17 protein-coding genes and 1 pseudogene are annotated in these 21,562 nt (G+C 72.3%); 7 read left to right on the plus strand and 11 right to left on the minus strand.

The features are described from left to right. Nucleotides 1-99: 99 nt before the first annotated feature. A complete protein-coding gene (locus tag AB8O64_RS01995; protein ID WP_370417528.1) occupies nt 100-489 on the plus strand; it encodes a hypothetical protein in 390 nt (129 codons plus the stop codon). A gap of 47 nt (nt 490-536) precedes the next feature. Then, complete coding sequence (locus AB8O64_RS02000) at nt 537-2,414, plus strand: peroxidase family protein (RefSeq protein ID WP_370417529.1); 1,878 nt, start codon at nt 537-539, stop codon at nt 2,412-2,414. 34 nt (nt 2,415-2,448) lie between these two features. Here AB8O64_RS02000 and AB8O64_RS02005 read toward each other — a convergent pair whose 3' ends face one another. Further along, nucleotides 2,449-2,928: a MarR family winged helix-turn-helix transcriptional regulator gene (locus tag AB8O64_RS02005; protein WP_370417530.1), complete on the minus strand. Its 480-nt coding sequence runs from the start codon at nt 2,926-2,928 to the stop codon at nt 2,449-2,451. Between the two features lie 110 nt (nt 2,929-3,038). On the opposite strand from AB8O64_RS02005, the gene AB8O64_RS02010 reads away from it, so the two are divergent. Beyond that, on the plus strand, nt 3,039-3,449 hold the full coding sequence (locus tag AB8O64_RS02010) for an organic hydroperoxide resistance protein (protein WP_184737562.1): 411 nt from the start codon (nt 3,039-3,041) through the stop codon (nt 3,447-3,449). 202 nt (nt 3,450-3,651) lie between these two features. Next, nucleotides 3,652-4,566, plus strand: a complete 915-nt coding sequence (locus AB8O64_RS02015) for an oxygenase MpaB family protein (RefSeq protein WP_370417531.1) — start codon at nt 3,652-3,654, stop codon at nt 4,564-4,566. Between the two features lie 12 nt (nt 4,567-4,578). Here AB8O64_RS02015 and AB8O64_RS02020 read toward each other — a convergent pair whose 3' ends face one another. The 4 genes from AB8O64_RS02020 to AB8O64_RS02035 all read right to left on the minus strand — a co-directional run bounded on the left by AB8O64_RS02020 (nt 4,579) and on the right by AB8O64_RS02035 (nt 9,278). Beyond that, nucleotides 4,579-5,811, minus strand: coding sequence for a polyprenyl synthetase family protein (locus tag AB8O64_RS02020; RefSeq protein ID WP_370417532.1), 1,233 nt, complete (start codon nt 5,809-5,811; stop codon nt 4,579-4,581). A 70-nt stretch (nt 5,812-5,881) separates the two neighbouring features. After that, complete coding sequence (locus tag AB8O64_RS02025) at nt 5,882-6,829, minus strand: diacylglycerol kinase family protein (protein WP_370417533.1); 948 nt, start codon at nt 6,827-6,829, stop codon at nt 5,882-5,884. Continuing rightward, nucleotides 6,826-8,418 carry an MFS transporter gene (locus AB8O64_RS02030; RefSeq protein ID WP_370417535.1) on the minus strand — a complete coding sequence of 531 codons (1,593 nt, stop codon included), beginning with the start codon at nt 8,416-8,418 and terminating at the stop codon, nt 6,826-6,828. Before AB8O64_RS02030 ends, AB8O64_RS02025 begins: the two co-directional genes overlap by 4 nt. A 5-nt stretch (nt 8,419-8,423) precedes the next feature. Beyond that, nucleotides 8,424-9,278, minus strand: coding sequence for an SDR family oxidoreductase (locus AB8O64_RS02035; RefSeq protein WP_370417537.1), 855 nt, complete (start codon nt 9,276-9,278; stop codon nt 8,424-8,426). Nucleotides 9,279-9,604: 326 nt separating this feature from the next. Here AB8O64_RS02035 and AB8O64_RS02040 point away from each other — a divergent pair, with 326 nt between their 5' ends. Further along, complete coding sequence (locus AB8O64_RS02040; protein ID WP_370417539.1) at nt 9,605-10,558, plus strand: threonine/serine dehydratase; 954 nt, start codon at nt 9,605-9,607, stop codon at nt 10,556-10,558. Nucleotides 10,559-10,579: 21 nt separating this feature from the next. On the opposite strand, the gene AB8O64_RS02045 is transcribed toward AB8O64_RS02040, so the two are convergent. The 4 genes from AB8O64_RS02045 to AB8O64_RS02060 form a co-directional block, all read right to left on the minus strand. Further along, on the minus strand, nt 10,580-11,794 hold the full coding sequence (locus AB8O64_RS02045; RefSeq protein ID WP_370417541.1) for a lanthionine synthetase C family protein: 1,215 nt from the start codon (nt 11,792-11,794) through the stop codon (nt 10,580-10,582). A gap of 109 nt (nt 11,795-11,903) precedes the next feature. Continuing rightward, nucleotides 11,904-12,038, minus strand: coding sequence for a hypothetical protein (locus tag AB8O64_RS02050; RefSeq protein WP_263454252.1), 135 nt, complete (start codon nt 12,036-12,038; stop codon nt 11,904-11,906). Between the two features lie 34 nt (nt 12,039-12,072). Then, on the minus strand, nt 12,073-14,724 hold the full coding sequence (lanL, locus tag AB8O64_RS02055; protein ID WP_370417542.1) for a class IV lanthionine synthetase LanL: 2,652 nt from the start codon (nt 14,722-14,724) through the stop codon (nt 12,073-12,075). A gap of 98 nt (nt 14,725-14,822) precedes the next feature. Next, on the minus strand, nt 14,823-18,572 hold the full coding sequence (locus tag AB8O64_RS02060) for a hypothetical protein (RefSeq protein ID WP_370417543.1): 3,750 nt from the start codon (nt 18,570-18,572) through the stop codon (nt 14,823-14,825). Between the two features lie 167 nt (nt 18,573-18,739). Here AB8O64_RS02060 and AB8O64_RS02065 point away from each other — a divergent pair, with 167 nt between their 5' ends. Next, nucleotides 18,740-19,399, plus strand: a complete 660-nt coding sequence (locus AB8O64_RS02065; protein ID WP_370417544.1) for a DUF6629 family protein — start codon at nt 18,740-18,742, stop codon at nt 19,397-19,399. Nucleotides 19,400-19,417: 18 nt separating this feature from the next. Here the strand turns inward: AB8O64_RS02065 and AB8O64_RS02070 are convergent. Both AB8O64_RS02070 and AB8O64_RS02075 read right to left on the minus strand, forming a co-directional pair. Further along, a pseudogene (locus AB8O64_RS02070) lies at nt 19,418-19,972 on the minus strand (SRPBCC family protein); the annotation flags it as partial. Between the two features lie 108 nt (nt 19,973-20,080). Beyond that, nucleotides 20,081-20,548: a cupin domain-containing protein gene (locus tag AB8O64_RS02075; RefSeq protein ID WP_370417546.1), complete on the minus strand. Its 468-nt coding sequence runs from the start codon at nt 20,546-20,548 to the stop codon at nt 20,081-20,083. Between the two features lie 173 nt (nt 20,549-20,721). Here AB8O64_RS02075 and AB8O64_RS02080 point away from each other — a divergent pair, with 173 nt between their 5' ends. Continuing rightward, nucleotides 20,722-21,486: an alpha/beta fold hydrolase gene (locus tag AB8O64_RS02080; RefSeq protein ID WP_370417548.1), complete on the plus strand. Its 765-nt coding sequence runs from the start codon at nt 20,722-20,724 to the stop codon at nt 21,484-21,486. The last annotated feature ends 76 nt before the right edge of the window (nt 21,487-21,562 follow it).

Consider the following 21,562-nt stretch of genomic DNA (forward strand, 5'->3'; position numbering starts at 1 on the left):
CACGGCTCGGCCACGCGGCGGACTCGGCGCGCGATCCGAGGGGACATGCCCTAGCGTCGTACGCGGCATGCACTACCCCGCGGAAAAGGGGCGACGACCATGGACCGGCACACCATCGCGCGATACAGCCTCGCCGGAATCCGGCTGGTCAACGGCGTCGCGGCGCTGCTGGCCCCCCGGGTGGTGGCCCGTCGGCTGGGGGCGGACCCGAGCCGGCCGGCGTTGATCCACGTGCTGCGGATGTTCGGTGTACGCACCGTCGTCCTGGGCGCCGAGCTGCTCTGCCTCAAGGACCCGGACGAGCTCGACCGGGCGCTGCGCGTCGGCACGCTCATCCATACGAGCGACGCGCTGTCAGCGGCCTGGGCCGGGCAGGAGGGGGCTCTCGCCCGGCGGCCGGCGATGGCCGCCACCGCGATCTCGACGGTCAACGTCGCCCTCACGTTCCTGGCCCAGCGTCGGATCTGCTGCCGTCCTGCCACGCACTGACCTTGTCTTCATCGACACCCGCACCGGACGCCGGAAGGATTTCCACGATGGGTAGAGCTCCCGACGGCTCAGCGGGCCGCACGACTTCGGCAGGTACCGGCGGGACCGGTGAGACCGGTGAGAGGGGATCCGCTTCCTGGTTCGTCCAGCTGCACAACAAGCTGGCGTTGACCGTCGACCACAAGATCGGCTGGCAGAATCTGCCGAAGTGGCTCGGCATGCTGACCCTCATCGGTCTCCGCAACAATCTGCGCCGGAAGAACCTCTTCGACACCAGCACCTATCCGACCCGGAATCCGCCGCCGATCGGGCCGTCGGAACCGCGGCACCTCACCGAGCGCACAGCCGACGGTACGTACAACGATCTGAGCAATCCCCGTATGGGCATGGCCGGTTCGCGCTTCGGACGCAACGTCCCCCCGGAGGTGAACGCCCCCGAGACCGAGCCGCAGCTCATGTCGCCGAGCCCTCGTGAAGTGAGCCGGGCGGTCCTCACAAGGGATGCGTTCGTGCCCGCGGAGTCCGTCAACGCCCTGGTCGCCGCGTGGTTGCAGTTCATGATCCGGGACTGGGTCAGCCATGGTCAGGGCACGGTGGACCGCCCCTGGCACATCGAGCTGGTCGACGACGACCCGTGGCCCGCCCGGCCGATGCTCGTGCCACGGACGTTGCCCGACCCGACCCGGCCGGAGGGCGGCGACGGCCTGCCGCCGACCTACATCAACGAGAAGTCGCACTGGTGGGACGCGTCCCAGCTCTACGGCGACGACCTGGCCGCACAGCGGCAGCTGCGCACGGGCGAGGACGGCAAGCTCAAGGTCCCCCGCAACGGTTCGCTGTTCCCGGACGACCCCGAGCGGGACCCGGCGAGCGTGCCCGGGTTCTGGGTGGGCCTCGCCATGATGCACACGCTGTTCATCCTGGAGCACAACGCCATCTGCGACAGACTGCGCGGCGAGTACCCCGGCTGGTCGGACGAGGAGATCTTCCAGCGGGCGCGGCTGATCACGGCGGCACTCATCGCCAAGATTCACACCATCGAATGGACTCCGGCGGTCATCAGCCATCCGACGATGGTCACCGGGATGCGCGTCAACTGGTTCGGCGTCCTCGGTGAACGGGTGCACCGGCTGCTCGGCCGGATCAGCTCCAGCGAGGTGCTCAGCGGCATCGTGGGCGGGCGCACCGATCACTTCGGCGTCCCCTACTCCCTCACCGAGGAGTTCGTGGCCGTCTACCGGATGCATCCGCTGGTCCCCGACGACTGGAGCTTCCGCTCGGTCGCGGACGATTCCCTGCTGCAGGAGGCGACCTTCCGGGACCTGGCGGGGCGGCACGCCTACAAGATTCTCGGCAAACACACCCTGCCGGATCTCTTCTATTCCTTCGGCACCTCGCACCCGGGCCTGGTGACCCTGCACAACTACCCCCGATTCCTCCAGGAGTTCGAGCGGCCCGACGGCAATCTCATGGACCTCGGGGCAGTCGACATCCTGCGGACCCGGGAACTCGGCGTACCGCGGTACAACGAATTCAGGCGCCGGCTGCATCTCCCCCCGGCGAAGGATTTCGACGCGCTCACGGACAACCCGGTCTGGGCCGAGGAACTGCGTCGGGTGTACGACGGCGACATCGAGCAGGTGGACCTGATGGTGGGGATGTTCGCCGAGCCCCGGCCGAAGGGCTTCGCCTTCAGCGACACGGCCTTTCGGATCTTCGTCCTCATGGCGTCCCGCCGGCTGAACAGCGACCGCTTCCTGACCAAGGACTACACGCCGCAGGTGTACACGCGGACCGGTCTCGACTGGATCGAGAACAACAGCATGGTCAGTGTGCTTCTGCGGCACTTCCCCGAGCTGCGTTCGTCCATGAAGTCGGTGAACAACGCGTTCGCCCCCTGGAAGGCGTCCTCACCCGCGCGGTGACCCCGCCGGCCTCGGTGCGAAGGGGGCCGGGAAGCTACCTCGGCCGGCCGTTCTGCGCGGCGTCGAGGTTGTCGGTGAGCCGTTCGAGGAGTCCGCGCAGCGTGATGATGTCGTCCAGCGGCATCCCGGCGGCCTCGGCGATCCGGCGCGGCACCGACAGTGCCCGCTCGCGCAGTGCCTCACCTTCCTCCGTGAGCCGCACGGTGACCGAGCGCTCATCCTCGACGCTGCGCTCGCGCCGCAGCAGACCCGCCGATTCCAGGCGCTTGAGCAGCGGGGAGAGCGTCCCGAAGTCGAGCCTCAGCCGCTCTCCGATGGCCTTGACCGGCTGAGGGCCGTGTTCCCAGAGGACCATCATCGCCAGGTACTGCGGATAGGTCAGGGCGAGGTCCTTCAGGGCGCTGCGGTAGACGCCGCCGAAGGCCCTCGACGCGGCGTGCAGCGAGAAGCAGATCTGGTGATCGAGGCGGAGCAGCTCCGCGTCGTCCGGCAGCGGGAGGGGCGGCGTGGTCATGGACCCAGGGTAGCCCCGACCCGATTAGATTGTGCACAACTCAATCGTGTGCGATGCTTTTGGTGTGCGGCGGGCGGACAGCCCGCCGAACCGACTCGAAGGGACCTTCCATGGACGCGCTGTACACCGCTGTCGCCACCGCCAACGGCCGCGAGGGCCGGGCCGTGAGCACGGACGGGCAGATCGACCTGGCGCTGGCCATGCCCCCGGCGCTCGGCGGAAACGGCCAGGGCACCAACCCGGAGCAGCTCTTCGCCGCCGGTTACGCGGCCTGCTTCGCCAGCGCGCTCGGCCTCGTGGGCCGCCAGGCGAAGGTCGACACCAAGGACGCCTCCGTCACCGCCGAGGTCTCCATCGGCAAGGAAGGCCCGGGCTTCGCCCTCGCCGTCACCCTCCGCGTCGAGCTCCCGGCCGACCTCGCGGGCGAGACGGGCACCCGCCTGGTGGAGCAGGCACACCAGGTCTGCCCGTACTCCAACGCGACGCGCGGCAACATCAAGGTCGATCTCGTCATCGAGTAGGCATCGGGAGGGGCGGCCCGCACCGCTCCCCGACCCGGTCCGGTCGTAGCGTGGGCCGTGCGCCCGCGCTACGACCGCACGAGGCGGCCGGGCGCCCTACAGTTCGCCCGATCGTATGGTCATCCCCTGAAGAGCTCCCAGGAGCGCGAGGATCCGGGGAGCATCGGCGCCGGACCGCGAGAGCCGAACAGAGGGATGCGCGATGGCACCGAGGCACCTCGACCCTCCACGCCGCGGGGACCGCTACGCGCGAGCCCGGCACCTCGCCACCCTCGACGCCGAACGCGACCATGCGCACATCTATCGGATCAGTTCGGGCCTGGAGTTCCCCTGGGACTACCAGCGCGCCCTGGAACTGGCACTCCTGCGCACGTTCGCCGTTCCCGCCATCGGTGGGCTCATCGATGCCACCGGCCAGTTCGCCCACGCCGGACAACGTCGTTACGACGACACGCTCGTCCTCATGGCGGCGCTCGCCAAGTACGGATACGACTCACCCGAAGGCAGGACCGCCCTGCGTACGATCAACAGGGCGCACAGTTGGTACGCCATCGACAACGCCGATCTGCTGTACACGCTGTCCGCCTTCGTCTTCGAGCCCATCAGATGGATCGGACGGTACGGGTGGCGCCCCCTCGTCGCACAGGAACGAGTCGCCGCTTTCCACTTCTACCGGAACGTGGGCCTGCGCATGAACATCCGCGACATCCCCGGGCGCTACGAGGACTTCGAACGGTACAACCGGGAATACGAGGCACTGCGGTTCGCCCCGGCACCGGGCGGGCGCCGCGTGGCCGATCACGCGGTCGACGTCGCCTGCCACTGGGTGCCCGGCCCACTGCGGCCGGTCATGCGCACGATGGTGATCGGTCTCATGGACGAACCGCTGCGCCGGGCGTTCGCCTACCCCGAGCCGCGTGCCGTGGCGGACCTCGCCCGGCTGGGACTTCGGCTGCGGGCCCGCGGCTCGCGCCTCCTGCCGCCACGGCGCCGGTCCTTCTACGACCACCCGCCGAAGGTCCGCAGTTACCCCGGCACCCAGCACGACTACACGGTGGAGGACTTCGGGGTCAGCGCGCCCACCGCCGTCGAGCCCCGGTGGCGCGGGCGTACGTGAGCCGGGCTGGCGTCAGGCGACGCGCGCGCGCCGGACGGTGAACCGGGCCAGGGCCTGGATGAACAGGGCGGGGCGGGTGCGCGGCAGCAGCGGCCGCAAGGCCGTCCACGCGGGCTGCAGCATGTGCTCGGTCTCCTCCACACAGGCATGGAGCGCTCCGCAGGACTCCAGTGCGGTCACCACCTCCCGCACCGTGCCGTCGGTCACCGCACCACCGCGGATCCGCTGCCACATGTCCGCCATCTCCTGGCGCGGCAGCAGCGCCACCGCCTGCGCCAGCGGCATGGTGACCTTTCCGTTGCGCAGGTCCTCGGCCACCGTCTTCGTCGGGGCTCCCGCGCGCATCACCCCACGGAGGTCCAGCACGTCGTCGGTCACCTGGTAGGCCGTTCCGATCGCCTCCCCGAACCGCTGAAGGCCGCGCCGCAGGTCCGGCGGCGCCCCCACCAGCAGGGCACCCACCTCGAAGGCGGTGCGCACGGGGATGCCGGACTTCAACCGGTGCGTCAGGCGCACCTGCTCCAGCAGGGGGCCCGCCCGGCCCGTGGCGACCGCCGTGTCCATCTGTTCCCGCAGCCCGATGATGTCGAGTGCCTGTCCGGCGTGCGCGGACCGCAAGGCCCGCAGATACGCGTCCTGGACGGCGCAGCGCAGCGGCACGTCATCGGGCAGGACGAGGTGGAGGGCCCGGTCGAAGGCGAAGTAGGCCGCCGTACCGGCGTTGAGGGCGACAGCCGTGCCGAACACGGTGTGTGACGCGGCCCTGCCCCGGCGCAGGCCGGCGTCGTCCTCGATGTCGTCGATGATCAGCGAGCCGGTGTGCATCAGCTCACCGGCGGCCAGGAGCGGGGCGAACCGCTCGCTGTCGCCGCCCAGCACATCGATGACCTTGGCCAGCAGATAGGGACGCCACCGGTGTCCGCCCGAGTCGATGAGATGGCGCACCGGCCGTACGAGGGTGTCGTGCAGCCGGCCCGCGATCTGTTCGGCGAGCGCGGGGTCGAGGCACTGGTCCTCCGCCAGCCCGAGCAGGTCCCGGGTGACGGTCAGGTCCAGGACGTCGGGGTAGAGCGCGATGAGGTGGGTGCTGATGCCGGTGCTGAAGCGGAGCATGTCCCGGCGCACCACGGGCGGCAGTTCGCCCGTACCGTCCGGGCCGTCGCTGTCGCCGCCCTGTGCGGGGACCTCACCGTGACCGTCGTGTTCCGCGGGGAAGCCCTGGTGTGCGAGTGTCCGATCGGTCACGCCGGTGAAGCGCACATGTACTCCCATGGTGAGTGTTCGGCCTGGCTGCGGGCATGTCGTCGGGGGTGGGCTAGAGCGCGAGGGCCAGCGCTCGTTCCAAGGAGGTGAAACGCACCCGGCGGCACCGGTCGAGCGGTTCTCCGTCCATGTGCAGGGCGAAGGGCGCGTCGGCCGTGACCGTCAGCGTCCTCTGCTGACGGAAGCGTCGCACTGCCCGGCCGCCGTGCTCACGCCGTGGTGCGAGCAGCATGCGGGTCATCAGGGCCGTGCAGCGAGGCACCGAGAGTGTGGTGAGCGCGAACCCCTCCAGGGCTCCCTGCCAGGAGGCGCGCGGGCACGGGGACAGGGGCCACGGCCCGAGGTACGCGTACGGCGAGGCGTTGGCCACCAGGACGGCGCACACGTCGTCAACCGCCTTGCCGTCCTCGGCCTCGACGCGCAGCGCCGGGCTCCTCCGTTCGGTGGCGTGCCGGAACTGCCGTGCCCCTTCGGTCAGATAGCGCCTCCAGGTCGGCGGGCGCCCGCCGGCCGAACGTGCCGCGTCGACCCGGGCCATGAGTTCCGCGCCGAAGCCGATGCCCGCGCCGGTCAGGAAGTAGCGGCCGTCGGCCCTGCCCAGGCTGACGACCGTCCGTCGTTCCTGACTCAGCGCGGCCACCAGGCGCCGGACGGCGCGTGCGGGGTGCGGGGGCAGCCCCAGGGAGCGCGCGGCGACGTTCATGCCTCCCGCAGGGAGGATGCCCAGGGCGGGGCGGCTCTCCACTCCGGCGTCCGGGGCGTCGGCGAGCAGGCCATTGACCGCCTCGTTGACGGTTCCGTCGCCCCCGAGCACCAGCACCACGCCGAAACCGTCCCGGCCGGCACCACGCGCCAGTTCGCCGGCGTGGCCCGGGTGCGTGGTGACGGCGACGTCGAGTCTCGTGACGGCGGCGAGCGGCGACGTGATCGCCGGAAGGCCGGCCGCGGCGGCGGCCGTCGAGACCGGGTTGACGACGAGCAGGGCGCGCACCGCGGTCATTTCCCGGCTCCATGCCGCACCGCCGCGGGGGGAACGGCCGTCGGGGGCCCGGGGGTTGCCGTCGTGCGGCGTTCGGCGGGAAGCGTCATGAGCACGAGGCATGCGCCGGCGAAACAGACACCGGCACAGGCCCAGGACGTCGTCTGCAGCGCGACGACGAAGGCGTGCTCCGCGTCCCGCACCAGTCGGCGGGCCTGCTCCAGGTGGTGGAGCCGGTGGGCGGTGTCCCCCTTGGTGGCCGTGGCGACCAGGTGCTCGGCTTCCGACACGGCGCGCAGGAAGTGGTCCCGGACGGCCCCCGGTGTCACTTCGGCCGTTCCGTCCGCCGTCGTGCTCATGCGCGCCGAGTAGACCGTGTTGAAGACCGACCCGATCGCGGCGACCCCTGAGGTGCTGCCCAGGCTGCGTACCGCGTCGTTCATCCCGGCCCCGATGCCGGCCTGCTCCGTCGGCACGGCCCGCATGATCAGGCTCGTGGCGGGCCCGCCCGCCAGTCCGACGCCGAGCCCGACGACGACGAGGAAGGCATGCAGCCGGCCCATGGCCGTGTCGGTGGTGGTCCCGGCGAGGAGGACGAAGGCGCACCCGCACAGCACCATGCCCGCGACCAGGACCCCTCTGGGCCGCGTCCAGCGCGCCCCGGCCGCCGAGAGCAGGCCGCCGAGCGCGACTCCGGCCCCTCCGAGCAGCATGGTCGACCCCGCTTCGAGAGGCGACATCCGCCGCAGGCCCTGCAAGTAGAAGGTGAGGACGAACGTCGAGCCCACGAGGGTGAAGAACAGCAGGGAGAGCGCCGCCGCGGACACCGCGTAACCGCGGTTCCGGAAGAGCTCGACGGGGAGCATCGGCGCACGTGCCCGTTGTTCCCACCGGATCAGCGCCACGAGCAGCGCCAGGCCGACGACCGCGGCGGTCATCACCGTCGCGTCGCTCCAGCCCCGTGCCGGTGCCTGGATGAGAGCCCACACCACGGCGAACAGACCGGCACACGACAGCAGCAGACCCCCCGGATCGGCGGCGGGCGCCGCATCCTGCCGGCAGGGCGGTACCAGGAAGACCACGCCCACCAGGGCGACCGCCACCAGGGGAACGTTGACCCAGAAGCACGACTGCCAGGAGTAGTGCTCCAGCAGCCAGCCACCGAGAACAGGTCCGACGAGCACACCCGCCCCCGCGACCGTCGCCCACGCGGTGATGGCGAGCCCCTGCCGCCCGGCGTCCGTGAACACCTCCACCACGATGGAGAGGGTGGACGGCATGATGAAAGCGGCACCGGCACCCATCAGCGCACGGGCCGTGATGATGCCTCCCGCGCCGACAGCCAGGGCACCGAGGACCGATGCCAGGCCGCAGACCGTCAGCCCCACCAGCAGTGCCGTGCGCCGCCCCCGCCGGTCACCCCAGTTCCCCGCTGCCAGCACCCCCGCGGCGAGGGCGAGCATATGGGCGCCGACCACCCACTGCAGTTGCGCCGAGCCGAGACGCAGCTCGCGCTGCATCCCGGGCAGGGCGACGTTGAGAACCGTCTGGTCCACGCCGAGCAGCATCAAGGACAGGCACAGGACCCCGAGGACGCCCCACCGTCGCACGCCGCTCACCTCTTGGGGCACGGTGTGGGCAGCTGGGTGCGGACCAACGCGTCGAACAACGCCCCCGGCAGCGTTCGCCGCAGGCCCAGTGACGCCCGGGCCGCCGTGCCTACCACGTAGCGCGACCGGGGTGACCGAGCGCTCAGGGCCCGTTCCACGGCCCGGGCCACGCCCGCCGGCGAGCCGACGCCGTACCGCCGGGGAGAGCGCTGCACGCGCCGGTAGCAGTGGGCGAGTTCGTCGCGGAACGCCGTGTAGACGGGGTCCCGCGCCTCGTGCGCGGTGAGGAGCCGCAAGGCCGTCGCGATGAACCGGGTCCGGACGGCACCCGGCTCGATCGTGCTGACCCGGACCCCGAAGGGGCGGGTCTCGAACCGCAGGGCGTCGCTGAAGGAGGTCAGGGCGTGCTTGCTGGCGTGATAGCAGCCCGCGCCCGGAAGCGTGAACCTGCCCGCGACGGACGAGATGTTGACGATGCGCCCCTCCCCCGTCCTCCGCATGCCCGGCAGCACCAACTGGGCCATGGCCAGCTGCCCGAAGACATTGACCTCGAACTGCTGACGGATGTCGCGCAGGTCCAGCTCCTCGACCGGGCCCGCCAGGGCGTACCCCGCGTTGTTCACCAGCCCCCAGACCGCTCCGTGCCTTTTCTCCACACGGCGTACGCACTCCTCCATGGACGCCTGGTCCGTGAGGTCGACCGGCAGGACCTCGGCTCCCGCGGTGGCGAATTCCCGCAAGGGCTCGGTGCTTCGAGCGGTGGCGTACACGGCGTACCCCCGGCCGAGAAGGCGCAGGGCGACGGCACGACCGATTCCGGACGAGCACCCCGTAATGACCACCGCGCGCGGACGTGTCACCGATCCCGACCTCCCCAGCTCCGGCATGTCGGATGAGCGGCCCATCATTACGACGGAAAATGCGGCTCACTGCCACAGATCGCCCTCTTACCCCGTACGGGGCGGACACGTTTGATCCCGCCGCACACCGATCGCACCCGTCTTCGAGTTTCCGGCCAAGCGTTCGTCGATTTTCGGCCTGCTGGTTCGGAGCAGGCGAATCCGGCACGGGCCGCCTGGTGCCGCACGGGACCGCCCTCAGCGCCAAGGGCCCGACCTGCGAGGATTCGAGAACGAGCACCGGCCGGCCTCGCTCGGCCCCGACCCCGCCGGAAGGAAATCCCACCGTGCAGCGCCTCACCTACGACGACATCGAACGAGCGTCCGGCCGGGTCGCCGGGCACGTCCGGCCCGTCGTCCTCGCCCCGGCCGATCCCGGCGAACCCGGCGGTCTGCCGTGCGAGATGTGGTTCGCCCTCGAGCACCTGCAGCACACCGGCAGCTTCAAGGCACGCGGCGCGCACAACTTCCTCGCCGCGCACCGGGAGGAAGGCGCCCTGCCCGACGCCGGGGTCACCATCGCGTCGGGCGGGAACGCCGGACTCGCCTGCGCCTGGGCCGCCCGCCGGCTCGGCGTGCCCGCCACCGTGTTCCTGCCCGGGACCGCGCCCGCCGTCAAGGTCTCCAAACTCCGGGGTTACGGGGCCGATGTGCGCCTGACCGGCACCGAGTACGCCGAGGCACTCGCCGCGTGCCAGGACTTCGCCGCCACCACCGGGGCGCTCGCCTCCCACGCCTACGACCACCCCCTCATCGCGGCCGGTGCCGGCACCCTCCTCGACGAGATACACCAACAGCTCCCCGGCCTCGACACCGTGGTCGTCGCCGTCGGTGGCGGGGGCCTCTTCGCCGGTGTCGCCACCGCCGCCCGTCAGCACGGTGTGCGTGTCGTGGCGGCCGAGCCGGAGCACTGCCGCGCCCTCGGCGCCGCCCTGGCCGCCGGCCGGCCGGTCGACGTCACGGTCGACTCGGTCGCCGCGGACTCCCTGGGTGCCCGCCGCGTCTCCCGCACCGCTCTGGAGGCAGCCCAGCACGGCGATGTCCAGGCCGTGCTCGTGCCCGACGCCGCCATCGTCGAGGCCCGGCAGTCGCTCTGGGACCACCGGCGCCTCGCGGTCGAGCACGCCGCGGGCACCGCTTTGGCGGCCCTCACTTCCGGGGCCTACGTGCCCGGCCGCGGCGAGAGGATCGCTGTGGTGTTGTGCGGCGCCAACACCGACCCGAGCGACCTCGTGCGGTAGCAACCTCTGCCCGGACCGGCATCAGGCCAGGAGCAGGGGCCGGTCCCACATCGGTGCGACATCGGTGGCCGCCGCCAGCAGGGCGAGGACCACGCCCGCCGCGCCTTCGAGGTACCCCGGGCCTTCGGCCGAGAGCGCGGCGGGTGAGGTGAGCAACTGCCCGGCGAGCGCGGTCGCCGCCCGCGCGAGCTCCGGGTCGCCGGTGTCCGACGCGAAGCGGGACGTGATGTGGAGCAGCCCGGCCACTCCATGACACAGACCAGGGGCGCCGTCGACGTGGTGCCGCGCCGCGGGCCGCCGGAGGGCGGCTTTGAGGGCGTCCACCGCGAGGGCACGCAAGGAGGCGTCGTCGAGCGCCGTCCCGGCGAGCCACAGCGTTCTGGCAACGCCGGGGCTGCCGTAACACCACGAGGCCCGGGCGGGGCGTCGGACTCGGGGAGCGGGCCGGCCGGGGGGTGGTGCCCTTCCGGGCCAGTCGGGGCCCCAGGCGTCATCGGTGCGGTGTTCCGCCAGCCATCCGGCCACGCGGGCGACGGTCTCCCGCTGGCCGGGGACGGTGACGCCGGCGTCGAGGGCCAGGGAGAGCAGCGCGAGCGGCCCCGGAACGCCGTGCGCCAGACCGCAGTCGAGGACGCCGTACGGAAACTCCTCGCGCGTCCGGGCGTCCCTCAGGGCCTCGGCGGGGGTGTACCAGTGGGGTGTGCCTGCCCGTTCACCGCACAGCGACACGAGGGCGGTGAGCACGGCACACAGCGCGTCACGGGCGGCGGGATCGTGGCGGCGGCCGAGCAGATACGCGCCCGTACCGGTCACGCCGGAGATGACGTCGAAAACCCGGACAGGCATGCCGTGCGAGTCGCCGAGGGCCCGGGCCCGCCGCCCCGCTTCCCGGGCGACGCCGTCGTGCAGGGAACGGAACGAGGGGGCGTCGGGAGACAGCGACCAGGCGGCGAACGCGAGGCCGCCGAGGCCCCCGAACAGCGCGGGGGTGCTCGTGCCGAGCCGCTCGACGCCTCTGACGGCCGCGGACAGATAGCCGTCGGCCATGGCGTCCCAGCCCAGCCCCGGCATGCAGCGGTCCAACTGGTGGTACGTCAGGGCGAGCCCCGGTCCGCCGCCGGCGAGGTCGGGGCGGACGCAGGTGGGGGTGGCGCGCGGCCGACCCGCCAAGGTGGTGACCAGATCGAGGGCCGCGGCGGCCGTGTCGGGCGGCAGTACGGCCGTCCATCCCGCCACGTCGGCTCCTCGTCCCCGGGTGATTCCGTGCGGCCGTACCGGCCGGCCGCACGGAACGGGCTCACGTTGTCCGTGTTCTTTGGGTTCTTCTGGGTTCTTCTGGGTTCTTCTAGCGACAGCGGGGCGGCTCCGTGCATCCGTCCGTGCGGTCGGTGGTGAAGATGGTGTCGCAGCACATCATCGGCTCCAGTGACTGCTCATCCGTCTCGGGCAGTTCCTGGAGTTCCAGGACCTCGGTTTCCATGGTGGGTTTCTCCTTTTGTGGTGGTGTCGGCCGGTCATCGAGGGTCGACCAGCCAGGATCGGTTGCCGCCGTGGGTGAGGCGCAGCAGGAAATCCAGCACGCCGGCCAGGCCGACGCCGTAGCCGGCGCTGACGTCGCGCAGGGTCTCGTCGGGCACCAGCAGGCGGCCGTCGCGCCGGACCGCCCGGGCGGACAGCCACATGGCGGTCTCCGCCGCCCGGGTGCGGTAGTACTCCTCCCCCGTCGCGTCGGCGAGGTCGAGCAACAGCTCGGCGTTGCCGGCCGCCCCGTGGCAGGTGCTGGGGCCGATCCGGCAGCGGTCCCGGTGCACCGCCCGCGCCGCGCGGTCGGCGTACTCACGAAATCGCGCCTCGCCGGTGGCGGTCCACAGCCGGACCAGGAACGTTCCGATGCCGGAGGCGCCGTGGCACCAGAAGTTCAGATCGGTCCGTTCGGTCCGGCCCGGCCCCTTCGGCCAGACGGCCGCGTCACCGCGCGGTTCGGCGACGGCGCACAGGGCGTGCCCCGCCCCGGTGGCGATGTCGACGAGGTCCGCTCGTCCCAGGTCCCGCCCGGCGGCGAGGAGGAAGGCGGCGTTCCCGGCGACGCCGTGCCCGAAGCCGTACAGGGCGGAGCCGGCGAGCTCGCGGCGGTGTTCCGGACCGACGGGCCAGTCCACGCCGTGCTCGGCGCCCGCGGTCAGGCGGACGAGCCGGTCGGCGCACTCCGACGCGCGATCGGCGAATCGTGGATCGCCCGTCGCGTGCCACAGGTGCAGTTGAGCGAGGCCGGCGCCGGCGAGGCCGTGGCAGATGTCGGGGTGGTGCCAGTCGAGCGGGATGCGCAGGGCGTATGCCACGGCCCGGTCCGCCATTCCCTGGTCGCCGAGCGTCCGCGCGGCGTCGTGGAGCGCCCATGCCGTGCCGGAGCGGCCGAAGTAGAGGCCGGGCAGGATCCTGCTCGGCGCGGTGAGCCGTCGGTCCAGCCACCGGGCCGCTGTCCGCAACAGCGGCTCGGCGGTGGTCTCGCCGGAGCGGACCGCCCGGTCGAGGACGGCCACCACACCGGCCGCGCCCAGTTGTACGTTGCAGGGGTCGCTGAGCGGAGCCGAACGCGGCCGGGGCCACAGGTGTTCCGCGTCCGGTTCGGCGGTGGCCGCGAGGTGGGCCAGGCCGTCGGCCAGCAGTCGGTCGACGACACCGCGCGTCGGCGCGGGTGCGGCCGACACCGGTGTCCCGACGGGGTCCGCCCGGAGGAAGGCGGCGGCCTTCTCCAATGGCCAGCGGGACGGGCCGTCCGCTGTGAGGCCGATGACGAGGGGGGCGAGCGCCCGGAGCGCGGGCGCGGCCGGTGCGGCGGTGTCGACGATCTCCGCGAGCCGTTCACCGGCCGGACGGCGGGGCACGGAGTCGTCGGCGAGCAGGGGGATGATGCCGGTGGCGGCGTACAGCAGGGTGGCACCCAGGCTGTAGCAATCCACTTCGGGGCCGGGTGCGGGTGGTGGTGAGTCGCTGTCCCGGTCGGGGGTGCCCAGGTACTCGGGGGCGGTGAAGCCGTGGGTGCCGACGACATGGGCCCGTTCGTCCGCGCGGACCGCGCATTCCATGTCGACGAGGACGGGGGTGCCGTCGGGGGTCATCACGATATTGCCGGGCTTGAGGTCGCGCAGGACGAATCCGGCCGCGTGCATCCGGCCGATCATGTGGGTGAGTTCGCGGGCCAGCTTCCACAGGGCCGCGACCGGGAGCAGCCCTTGGACGTCCCGTGCGAGGGCGTCGGTGGTCCACCGTTGCAGACTCTTGCCGTCGATCAGGTCTTCCACGAGGAAGACGTGACCGGCGGACGCGAAGACGTCGCGGACGGCAGGGGTGATGCCAAGGGGTGCGAGCCGCTTCAGGATGCCGGCCTCGTAGCGCAGCCAGTATCTGGCGTCCTTGCCGTCCGAGGTGGCTCCGATGTGCGGCCGGGCCTCCTTGAGCAGGACATCGTCACCGGTCCGCCGGTCGCTCGCGCGGTAGACACCACCACGGTTGGAGTGCCGGATGGCCTCACGGACCAGATAGCGGTCGGCGAGGAGGACGGGGTCGCCGCGGCGGCGGCCCGAGGCTGCGCGGGCGGGCGGGTCGAACGGGGGGCGGGCCCAAGGGGGTGGTGAGAACCACGGGTTGCGCTCGTCCGCTACGAACGTTCCGTCGGGTGCCTGGAGCCGCCCTTCGTAGAGACCTTCGTCGTTGAGCTCACGGGGCCGCGCGAAACAGCCGTAGCGGTAGTGGACCAGGCTGTCCGGCAGGTACCGCCGGTCCGACAGAATGGCCGGTCCGGCAAGTCCGACAGTGGCCTCGTGGAGTTGCCCGGTCAGGATCCGCAACTGATCGTCGTCGAGAGGATAGACAGTGAGGAACTTGCCCGACTGCGCGCGGGGCGCCCGGACCGAGGTGAGTTCGGCGGTGACCCGTGGTGAGACGGCGAACTTGAACGCGCACGCGTGGGCCGCCAGGACCCGGGTCGCGCTCTCCAGAACGCGGGCCGCGGAGGCGGGGGTCGCGGACAGGTGCAGCTTCCAGCCCTGCTGCCGTGGCACATGGCGCGGCGGCGTGACCATGCACCAGGTGTCACCGTCACGCAGCGTCCACCCGATCGTCGAACACTCGCTCAGAACACGTAGAGTGATTGCCTGATAGCTCACCGCCACGAGCTCAGCATGGCAGCTCACGGCGCGGCGCGCGAGGGGCTGTGGACAACTGCTCCCCGGCGCCCGGGCCGCGCGCCGACGCGGTGCGGGCGCTACTGGCCGGTGGCTCCGATCAGGGAGGCGATCGGGCTGAGGGGGTTCCATTCCGGGTCGCGTTCGGTGAGGCGGTCGGCGACACGACGCCAGGCCACCGCGTCGGTGCCGAGCCGGTCGCGTACCAGGGCGGCCACCTCCGCCAGGGCCGCCCGCGCGGGAGCCGGGGCGTCGGTGCGGTGGCGGGCGGCGTTGAGGTAGGCGAGGACCAGGGCGGCCGGGGCGGCTTCGCCGACCAGCTCGGGGCCGGTCAGCAAGCCGGCGCCGAGCAGGTGGTCGAGCTGGACGGTGAGCGGTTCGTGGAAATGATCGCCCAGTCCGTGGCGGATCCGGGCACGTGTCGTCTCCGGGTCCGCGGTGGTGGTACCACGGCGTGTGGGCGCGGGAAGGTCCGCGGCGTGGCGGAGTCTGAACTCGGCGGGTGCTCCGGGGTGGTTGACCAGCAACGACCAATGCGGAATGGGCGCGCGGCGGTGTTCGGCTTCCAGCAGATCCCAGTCCGGTTCGCCGGGCAGGCTGTGGATCTGGCTCGTAGCCGACCATCGCTGCTCGCAGCGGCGCAGCCGCCCCGCGAACTTGTCCGTGGCCAGCTCGCGGTCGGCGCGGGCGCGGAGGACGGCGAGGGCGGCCGCGGCGTCGTCGGCCGCCAGCGCCTTCTGGCAGAGCCGGGTCGCGGCGGGGCCGAGGTGGCCGCTGTCCACCAGGGCGGCGAGGCGCTGTCTGCCGCCGTGCTTCAGGAGGTTGAGGCAGCCGACGACCTGCTGTGCGAGGCCCAGGTGCCTGCCCATCCGGGCGAAGACCAGTTCGATGAGGTCGGGTTCGGCCGACTGGAGCCAGAGGGCGCCTCCGGGCGGGGTCGCCGCGGGGTCGGCTCGCAACTCACGGGTCAGCGTGCCGGCCACCCGGGACGACGTGGTGGTGGCGATGCGCCGCCGGACGAAGTGGTTCTGGCTGTTGCGTATCAGCATCAGGTCGGTGGCCGGGTCCTGGAGGTCGGCCAGCCGGTGCTCCAGGTCTTCGTGCAGCCAGCGTGACTGCTCGGCGAGGACCCGCAGCGCCTGCGGATCTCGCAGCCGGAGGAGGTGGTCGAAGGCGGCCGACGGGGTGTGGTCGTGCCGCAGGAGATAGGCGGCGAGCAACCAGGGACCGTCGGGGCCGAGGCGGGGCAGCACGGTGGCGACGGTCTCGGGTCGCGCCAGACAGAGCAGGGTGCCCGCCGGCCACAGCCACAGGTGGTTTCCCCGGGCGAGGAGACGCACGGCGTCGTCGGGGGTGGTGGGGACGGGGGTGTGCCGTGACTTCCCGTCGCCCATGTCCTCTCGCGGGGCTGCCACGTCGGCGCCGTCGGGTACGGGCAGCGTGCGGGAGCGGTCGAGCACCTCGGGCCAGGTGGCGCCGTCGTCCCGCCGCCAACTGTCACTGTGGGCTTCCTCGGACGCGGCCGCGGCCAGCCGCAGCCAGGCGTCCGCGTCGGTGCCGAGCTCGCGGTGGAGCAGTTCGGCGAGCGCGTTCCGCCAGGCCACGGGGAAGGCCAGACGGCGCCAGTCGTGCGGCAGGTGGATCAGCTGGCAGGCGGGGAAGGAGTGGAGGATGTCGTCGGCGTGGAGGATGCCGTGCGTGTAGGCCCGCTCGGCGAGGCGCCAGGCGGTCCTGGGATGGGGGCGGGTGAGCTCGGTCAGCACCTCGTCACGGGTGGGAGCGGCGTACCAGCCGTCCTTGGGTGCGACGCCGTGGTCGCGGCATGCGCGGATGAGCCAGTCCGGGGAATCCCAGCCGGGGCAGTCGACGAGGTCGGTATGGGCGAGGAAGTGGAGGCTTCCGGGGTCGGTGGGCAGAGGGGCGTCCCCGGGGCAGAGCGAGAGCAGCAGGTCCAGGGCGCTCAGTACCGCGCGCTGCCGCTCGCCGCGCGGGGCGTCGGGAAGTCGGTCGGCTGGGGCGGCCACCGCCGTGGGGCAGGCCGCGTCCTGCTCGGGAGCGGGCTGTTCAGGAGTGGACTGTTCCCGGGAGCCCCGCCCCGCCTTCTCGATCGTGCTGTCCGCCGGTGGTGTCCGCCCTGCCACCGTGAGGAGTTCGGGCAGGGTGCCGTCGAAAGCGGGCACCAGGCGCGCCAGCGCTTCCCACGCCTCGGGGCGGCCTGAGAGATGCTCCCGTGCGGCGGTGCGCAGCGCCTCGCGGGCGTTGTCGGTCAGCAGACCGCGATCCGCCAGGGTGGCCAGCGCGCTCACGGCGCGGGCGGCGGGGCGGGCGAGCCGCACGACGTCGACGGGGTCCAGGAATCCGGCGCGGACCATTCCCGTGGTCCATTGGCGGGCGGAGTCGTCCAGCGGCTCCTGGGCCAGCCGCCGGGCGGGTGGGGTGAGATTGCCGCCGTATCGGCCGGCGGCCCGCCATGACGCGTTCAGCACGCTGAGCGAGAAGTCGATCCGGTCCTCGTCGGTGGCGTCCTCGTGCCGGACCAGTTCCTCGGCGGCCTTCGGCATGAACGGGGTCCGCCGGTTGGCGGCGGCCAGGGCGCGGAAGTCCTGGGCGTACGGCTCGCCGAGCAGATCACGGATGGTGCTGGTGCCGCGCACGGTGGCCAGCAGACGGGTGAGCGTGGCGGGGTCCTCGTACGGCTCGCCCCGGGCGCGCAGCCGGGCGGCGCCGTCGGGTTCGTCCAGCGCGGCGGCGGCTTCGGCGCTGATGTCCGGGTGGAGGTGACGCGTGGTCGCGGGATCGGCGAGCATGCGCCGCACGGCGTCCGGACCGCGCAGCTCCCATACGCGGATAAGGGCGTAGCGCTGGGCCGTCTTGCGTACGTCCTGACCGAGGGCCCGCACGACGAGTTCGGGGTCGCCGCAGCCGAGCAGCGGGACGAGCCAGGTGTGGGGGACGTCGCCCGTGGCGGACAGCAGTTCGGCGCGCAGCCCGCGCTCCAGCGGCACGCGGTGTGCCGCGTGGGCGATGGCGCGGCGCAGGGAGGGGGTGCACCGGGGGGTGCGGTAGACGGCGGCGTTGACGGCCGGGTCGTCGGCGGCGACGAGCCGTTTGAGGACGCGGGCGTCCAGCCTGGGGTGAGCGGCGAGCGCGGTACGGGACCGTCGGTCGCCCCGGGCGGTCACGGTGGCCGTCAGGGCGGGGCCGGGGAGGGAGCCCGTGGCCAGCATGTCGCGGAGGGTGGTGTCCGGCAGCGTGGGGAGGGCTGCCGCCGCGTGCTCCGGTGGAGCGTGTTCCAGCAGCAGGCACAAGGTGGCGGGCACGGTCCTGGGCGGGAGCGGTATCCGGTCGGTGGCCGGCTTCGGCTCGGCGGCGAGCAGCTCGGGCAGAGTGCCTCGGTACGCCCCCAGCGCGTCGTGCACGCCCCGCCAGCGGACCGGATCCGTGCCGAGGTGCCGTGCGGCCAGGTCCCGCAGGCGGGCTGCCGCGCGGCCGTCGGGGACGGCGGCGGAGCCCAGCAGGCCCGCCAGGGCGCGGGCCGGCCGGGCCCGCTCGACCAGTTCCCCCGCGAGCTCGTCGTCGAGTTCACCGGCCTTGCGCGCGGCGTCGGCGAGCCGGCCGAGGGCGGGAGCGCCCGGCGCGGCGAGCGCCTCGCGCAGAGCCGCACCGGGCGCAGCAACGCCCCCGCCGCCGTGCTCCTCGGCTTCCGGCTCCGGCGCGTCCGCACCGAACAGCCGCTTCAACGACGACCTGTCCTCCGGCGGCAGCCCCGGTGCCAACAACCGAAGGGCGTGCCGCCGCGACTCCGCCTCGTGCCCGTATGTACGCGCCACCGGGCGCCCCCTCTGTTCGTCCCCGCATCGTGCGCCTCGATCCCACCACATGCCTGTGACAACGCCCTTCGGCCGGCGGGTGCCGACGCGCGCGAACGCCTTCGGTGTGCATGCTGGAGGCGTCGGGTCACACGTGTTTCACGGCAACGGGGTTTCCGGGTGGCGTCATGTGCTGGAGTGCGACGGCGGACCTCGTGGCGGGCAGCGGGATCGCCGCGGTCGGGGTGGTCTGTGTGGTGCGGCTGCGGCGTGCCCGTGATCTGCCGCTCGGCGCGCTGCCGCTGCTCCTGGGGACCCATCAGATCGTCGAGTCCGCCGTCTGGCGTTCCGGCGGCGGTACCGGCCCCGCGACCTTGGCCTGGGCCGTCATCGCCCTGCCGCTGCTGGCGGTATGGGTTCCGTTCGGCGTATGGCTCGCCGCTCCGTCCGCCGTCCGGAGCCGACTCGTGGCCCCCGCCGCGGTGGGGATCGCCACCTCCGGCGTCCTCGCGTACTTCCTCGGCACGCGGCCCGTGACGGCCGAGATCCGCGGCCACACGCTCGGCTACGTCCTCGACCTGCCGCACGCTCCGCTGATCGTCGGGGGCTATCTCCTTGCCACGGTCGGCTCTCTGCTGCTCGGTGGTGATCCGCTGTTGCGCCTGCTCGGGGTGCTGGTCGCGGTCGGGGCGGTGATCTGCGCGGCGCTGTGGCGGCTGGAGTTCATCTCCACCTGGTGCGCCTTCGCCGCGGTGGCGGCCGTCATGATGCTCACCTGGGTGCGGCGGCGCCCGGAGGGCCCCGTGCCGCCGCGCATGTCCGGTGCCCGGAGTCCGGCGGGCCGGTGACGGCCGCCGGGAGGCGGCTCAGCGCTGGTTGCCCTCGGGCATCAGCCACGGCTCCTGCGGGAGGGCGCTCCCCGTCTCCAGCAGGGACTTCAGGTTCGAGACCACGGCCGCCCACCCCGCGGCCGCCGCTTCCCGCTCGGCTTCGTCGGCCAGGTTCTCGTGAGTGACGGTCAGCCGGACGATCTGGCCGTACGGCTGGGTGTCGAAGGTCACCCTGGACGGTTCACCGGACTGCTCAGCACCGGGGTCCGCCCAGGTGGTCACCAGCCGCGTGGGCGCCTCGCTCTCCACCACGGTGCCCGCGACGTCGGCGATCCCCGAGCCGTCCGTCCGCCGGTGCTCCCAGGCGGAGCCGGGCTGCCAGTCCGAGACATTGCTGTGGCCCCAGTATTCCGCCGTCAGATCGGCGTCGGTCAATGCCTGCCAGACCTTCTCGGGTGTGCTTTCGATGTAGGTGACGTAGACAAATGTCGGCTTGTCCGTCATGGCTTCCTCCGCTCGCCGCTTCACCGCGCTCAGCGCGCACGGACGCGGGCTCCCGAATGTGTCGGTCCGTCGTTCCCGGGTCTCATTCCCGCATGCCGAAGCGGACGCCCACGACACGACACACGCGAAATGCTCCCCGGGTACGCCGGCCTCCCTCGCGTGGGGGAGGCACTTGTCGGAGAGCCCGGGGCGGGCTCAGCTCGATGTCGTGCGATAGCGGCCGCGGAATTCCGTCAGCAGTTCGTCGGTCACCTCGGCGCCCGCGGCCACCGCGGCGTGCACGTCGCGGAAGTACCCCTCGTATCCGGCGGGGGTGTACAGGCACAGGGCCCTCGCGGTCTCCGTGCCCGCGTTCCGGAAGCCGTGGGGTGTCCCCCGGACGGCAGCCAGCAGGGTGCCGGGACCGGCGGTCACCTCGCCGTCCCCGTTGTGGAGGGTCAACTCCCCCTCCAGTACATAGAAATACTCGTCGTGTCCGTGGTGGACATGGGGCCGGGCACCCACGATCCCCGGCTCCAACGTGAACTCCTCGAAGGAGAACCGTCCCCCGGTGTGCTCGGCGGTCAGCTTGAAGAAGTGCTCGACCCCCGCCACGTCCATCAACTCCCCTTCATCGGGGCGTCGAAGCAGCGGCCGGGGGCCCGTCGTCTCATGTTCGATCATCGTCGCATGATGGCAGAGTTCCATCATCCGGGCGCAGCGGAATACCGCACCGATCGTCACGGCATGGCGTATTGACCTCACCCGACGGAGGTCGCGAGACTGGACCGTCCGGCAGCCGCCGACACCGGCTCCGGCACCAGCACTGGGCGACCGCCTCACGACCGGGAGACGTGGTGACAGGACAGGTTGTTCCGCACGAGGTACAGGGTGACGGCTCCGAACGGTGCCTGCTGCTCCACAACTGGTTCGGTGACCGTACGAGCTTCGGGCCGATGCGCGAGCACTTGAACGGTGACGCGTTCAGCTACGCGTTCCTGGACTGCCGCGGGTACGGCGAGGCGAGGGACATGGCCGGCGCGTTCACCATGGAGGAGGTCGCCGGGGACGCCCTCGCCGTGGCCGACCATCTGGGCTGGGAGACGTTTTCGGTCGTCGGCCACTCCATGGGCGGGAAAGCGGCCCAACTGATGCTGCTGGACGCGCCGTCCCGCGTCCGTTCGATCATCGGAATCTCTCCGGTGCCCGCGTCCGGTTTCCCCCTCGACGAGGAGACGTGGGGGCTTTTCGCCGGGGCCGCGGAGCATCCCGGCAACCGCAGGGCGATCATCGACAACACGACGGGCGGGCAGCACGACGACGCCTGGCTGGACGCCATGGTGAGCCGCTCGGTGGAGAGGTCCTCGCCGGCTGCCTTCCGCGCGTATCTGGACTCCTGGGCGCGCGACGACTTCCACGAGCGCGTGAAGGGCAACCAGGTGCCGGTGCTCCTCGTCGCCGGGGCGCACGACCCGGCGCTGGGCGGCGAGGCGATGGAGTCCACATGGCTGCGGTGGTACCCGCATGCGGAACTCCACGTTTTCCCGGACGCCGGCCACTACGCACCGGAAGAGGCCCCCGAAGCACTGGCGGCGGCTGTGGAGCGCTTCCTCGGCCGGTGAAACGCGGCCTTGACGGCCAGGACAGGAAGGCGCCACCCCACCATGGAAGAGGTGCGGGGTGGCGCCTTTTACGGGA

It is taken from the genome of Streptomyces sp. QH1-20 (genome assembly GCF_041283565.1).
Taxonomy (GTDB): domain Bacteria; phylum Actinomycetota; class Actinomycetes; order Streptomycetales; family Streptomycetaceae; genus Streptomyces; species Streptomyces syringius.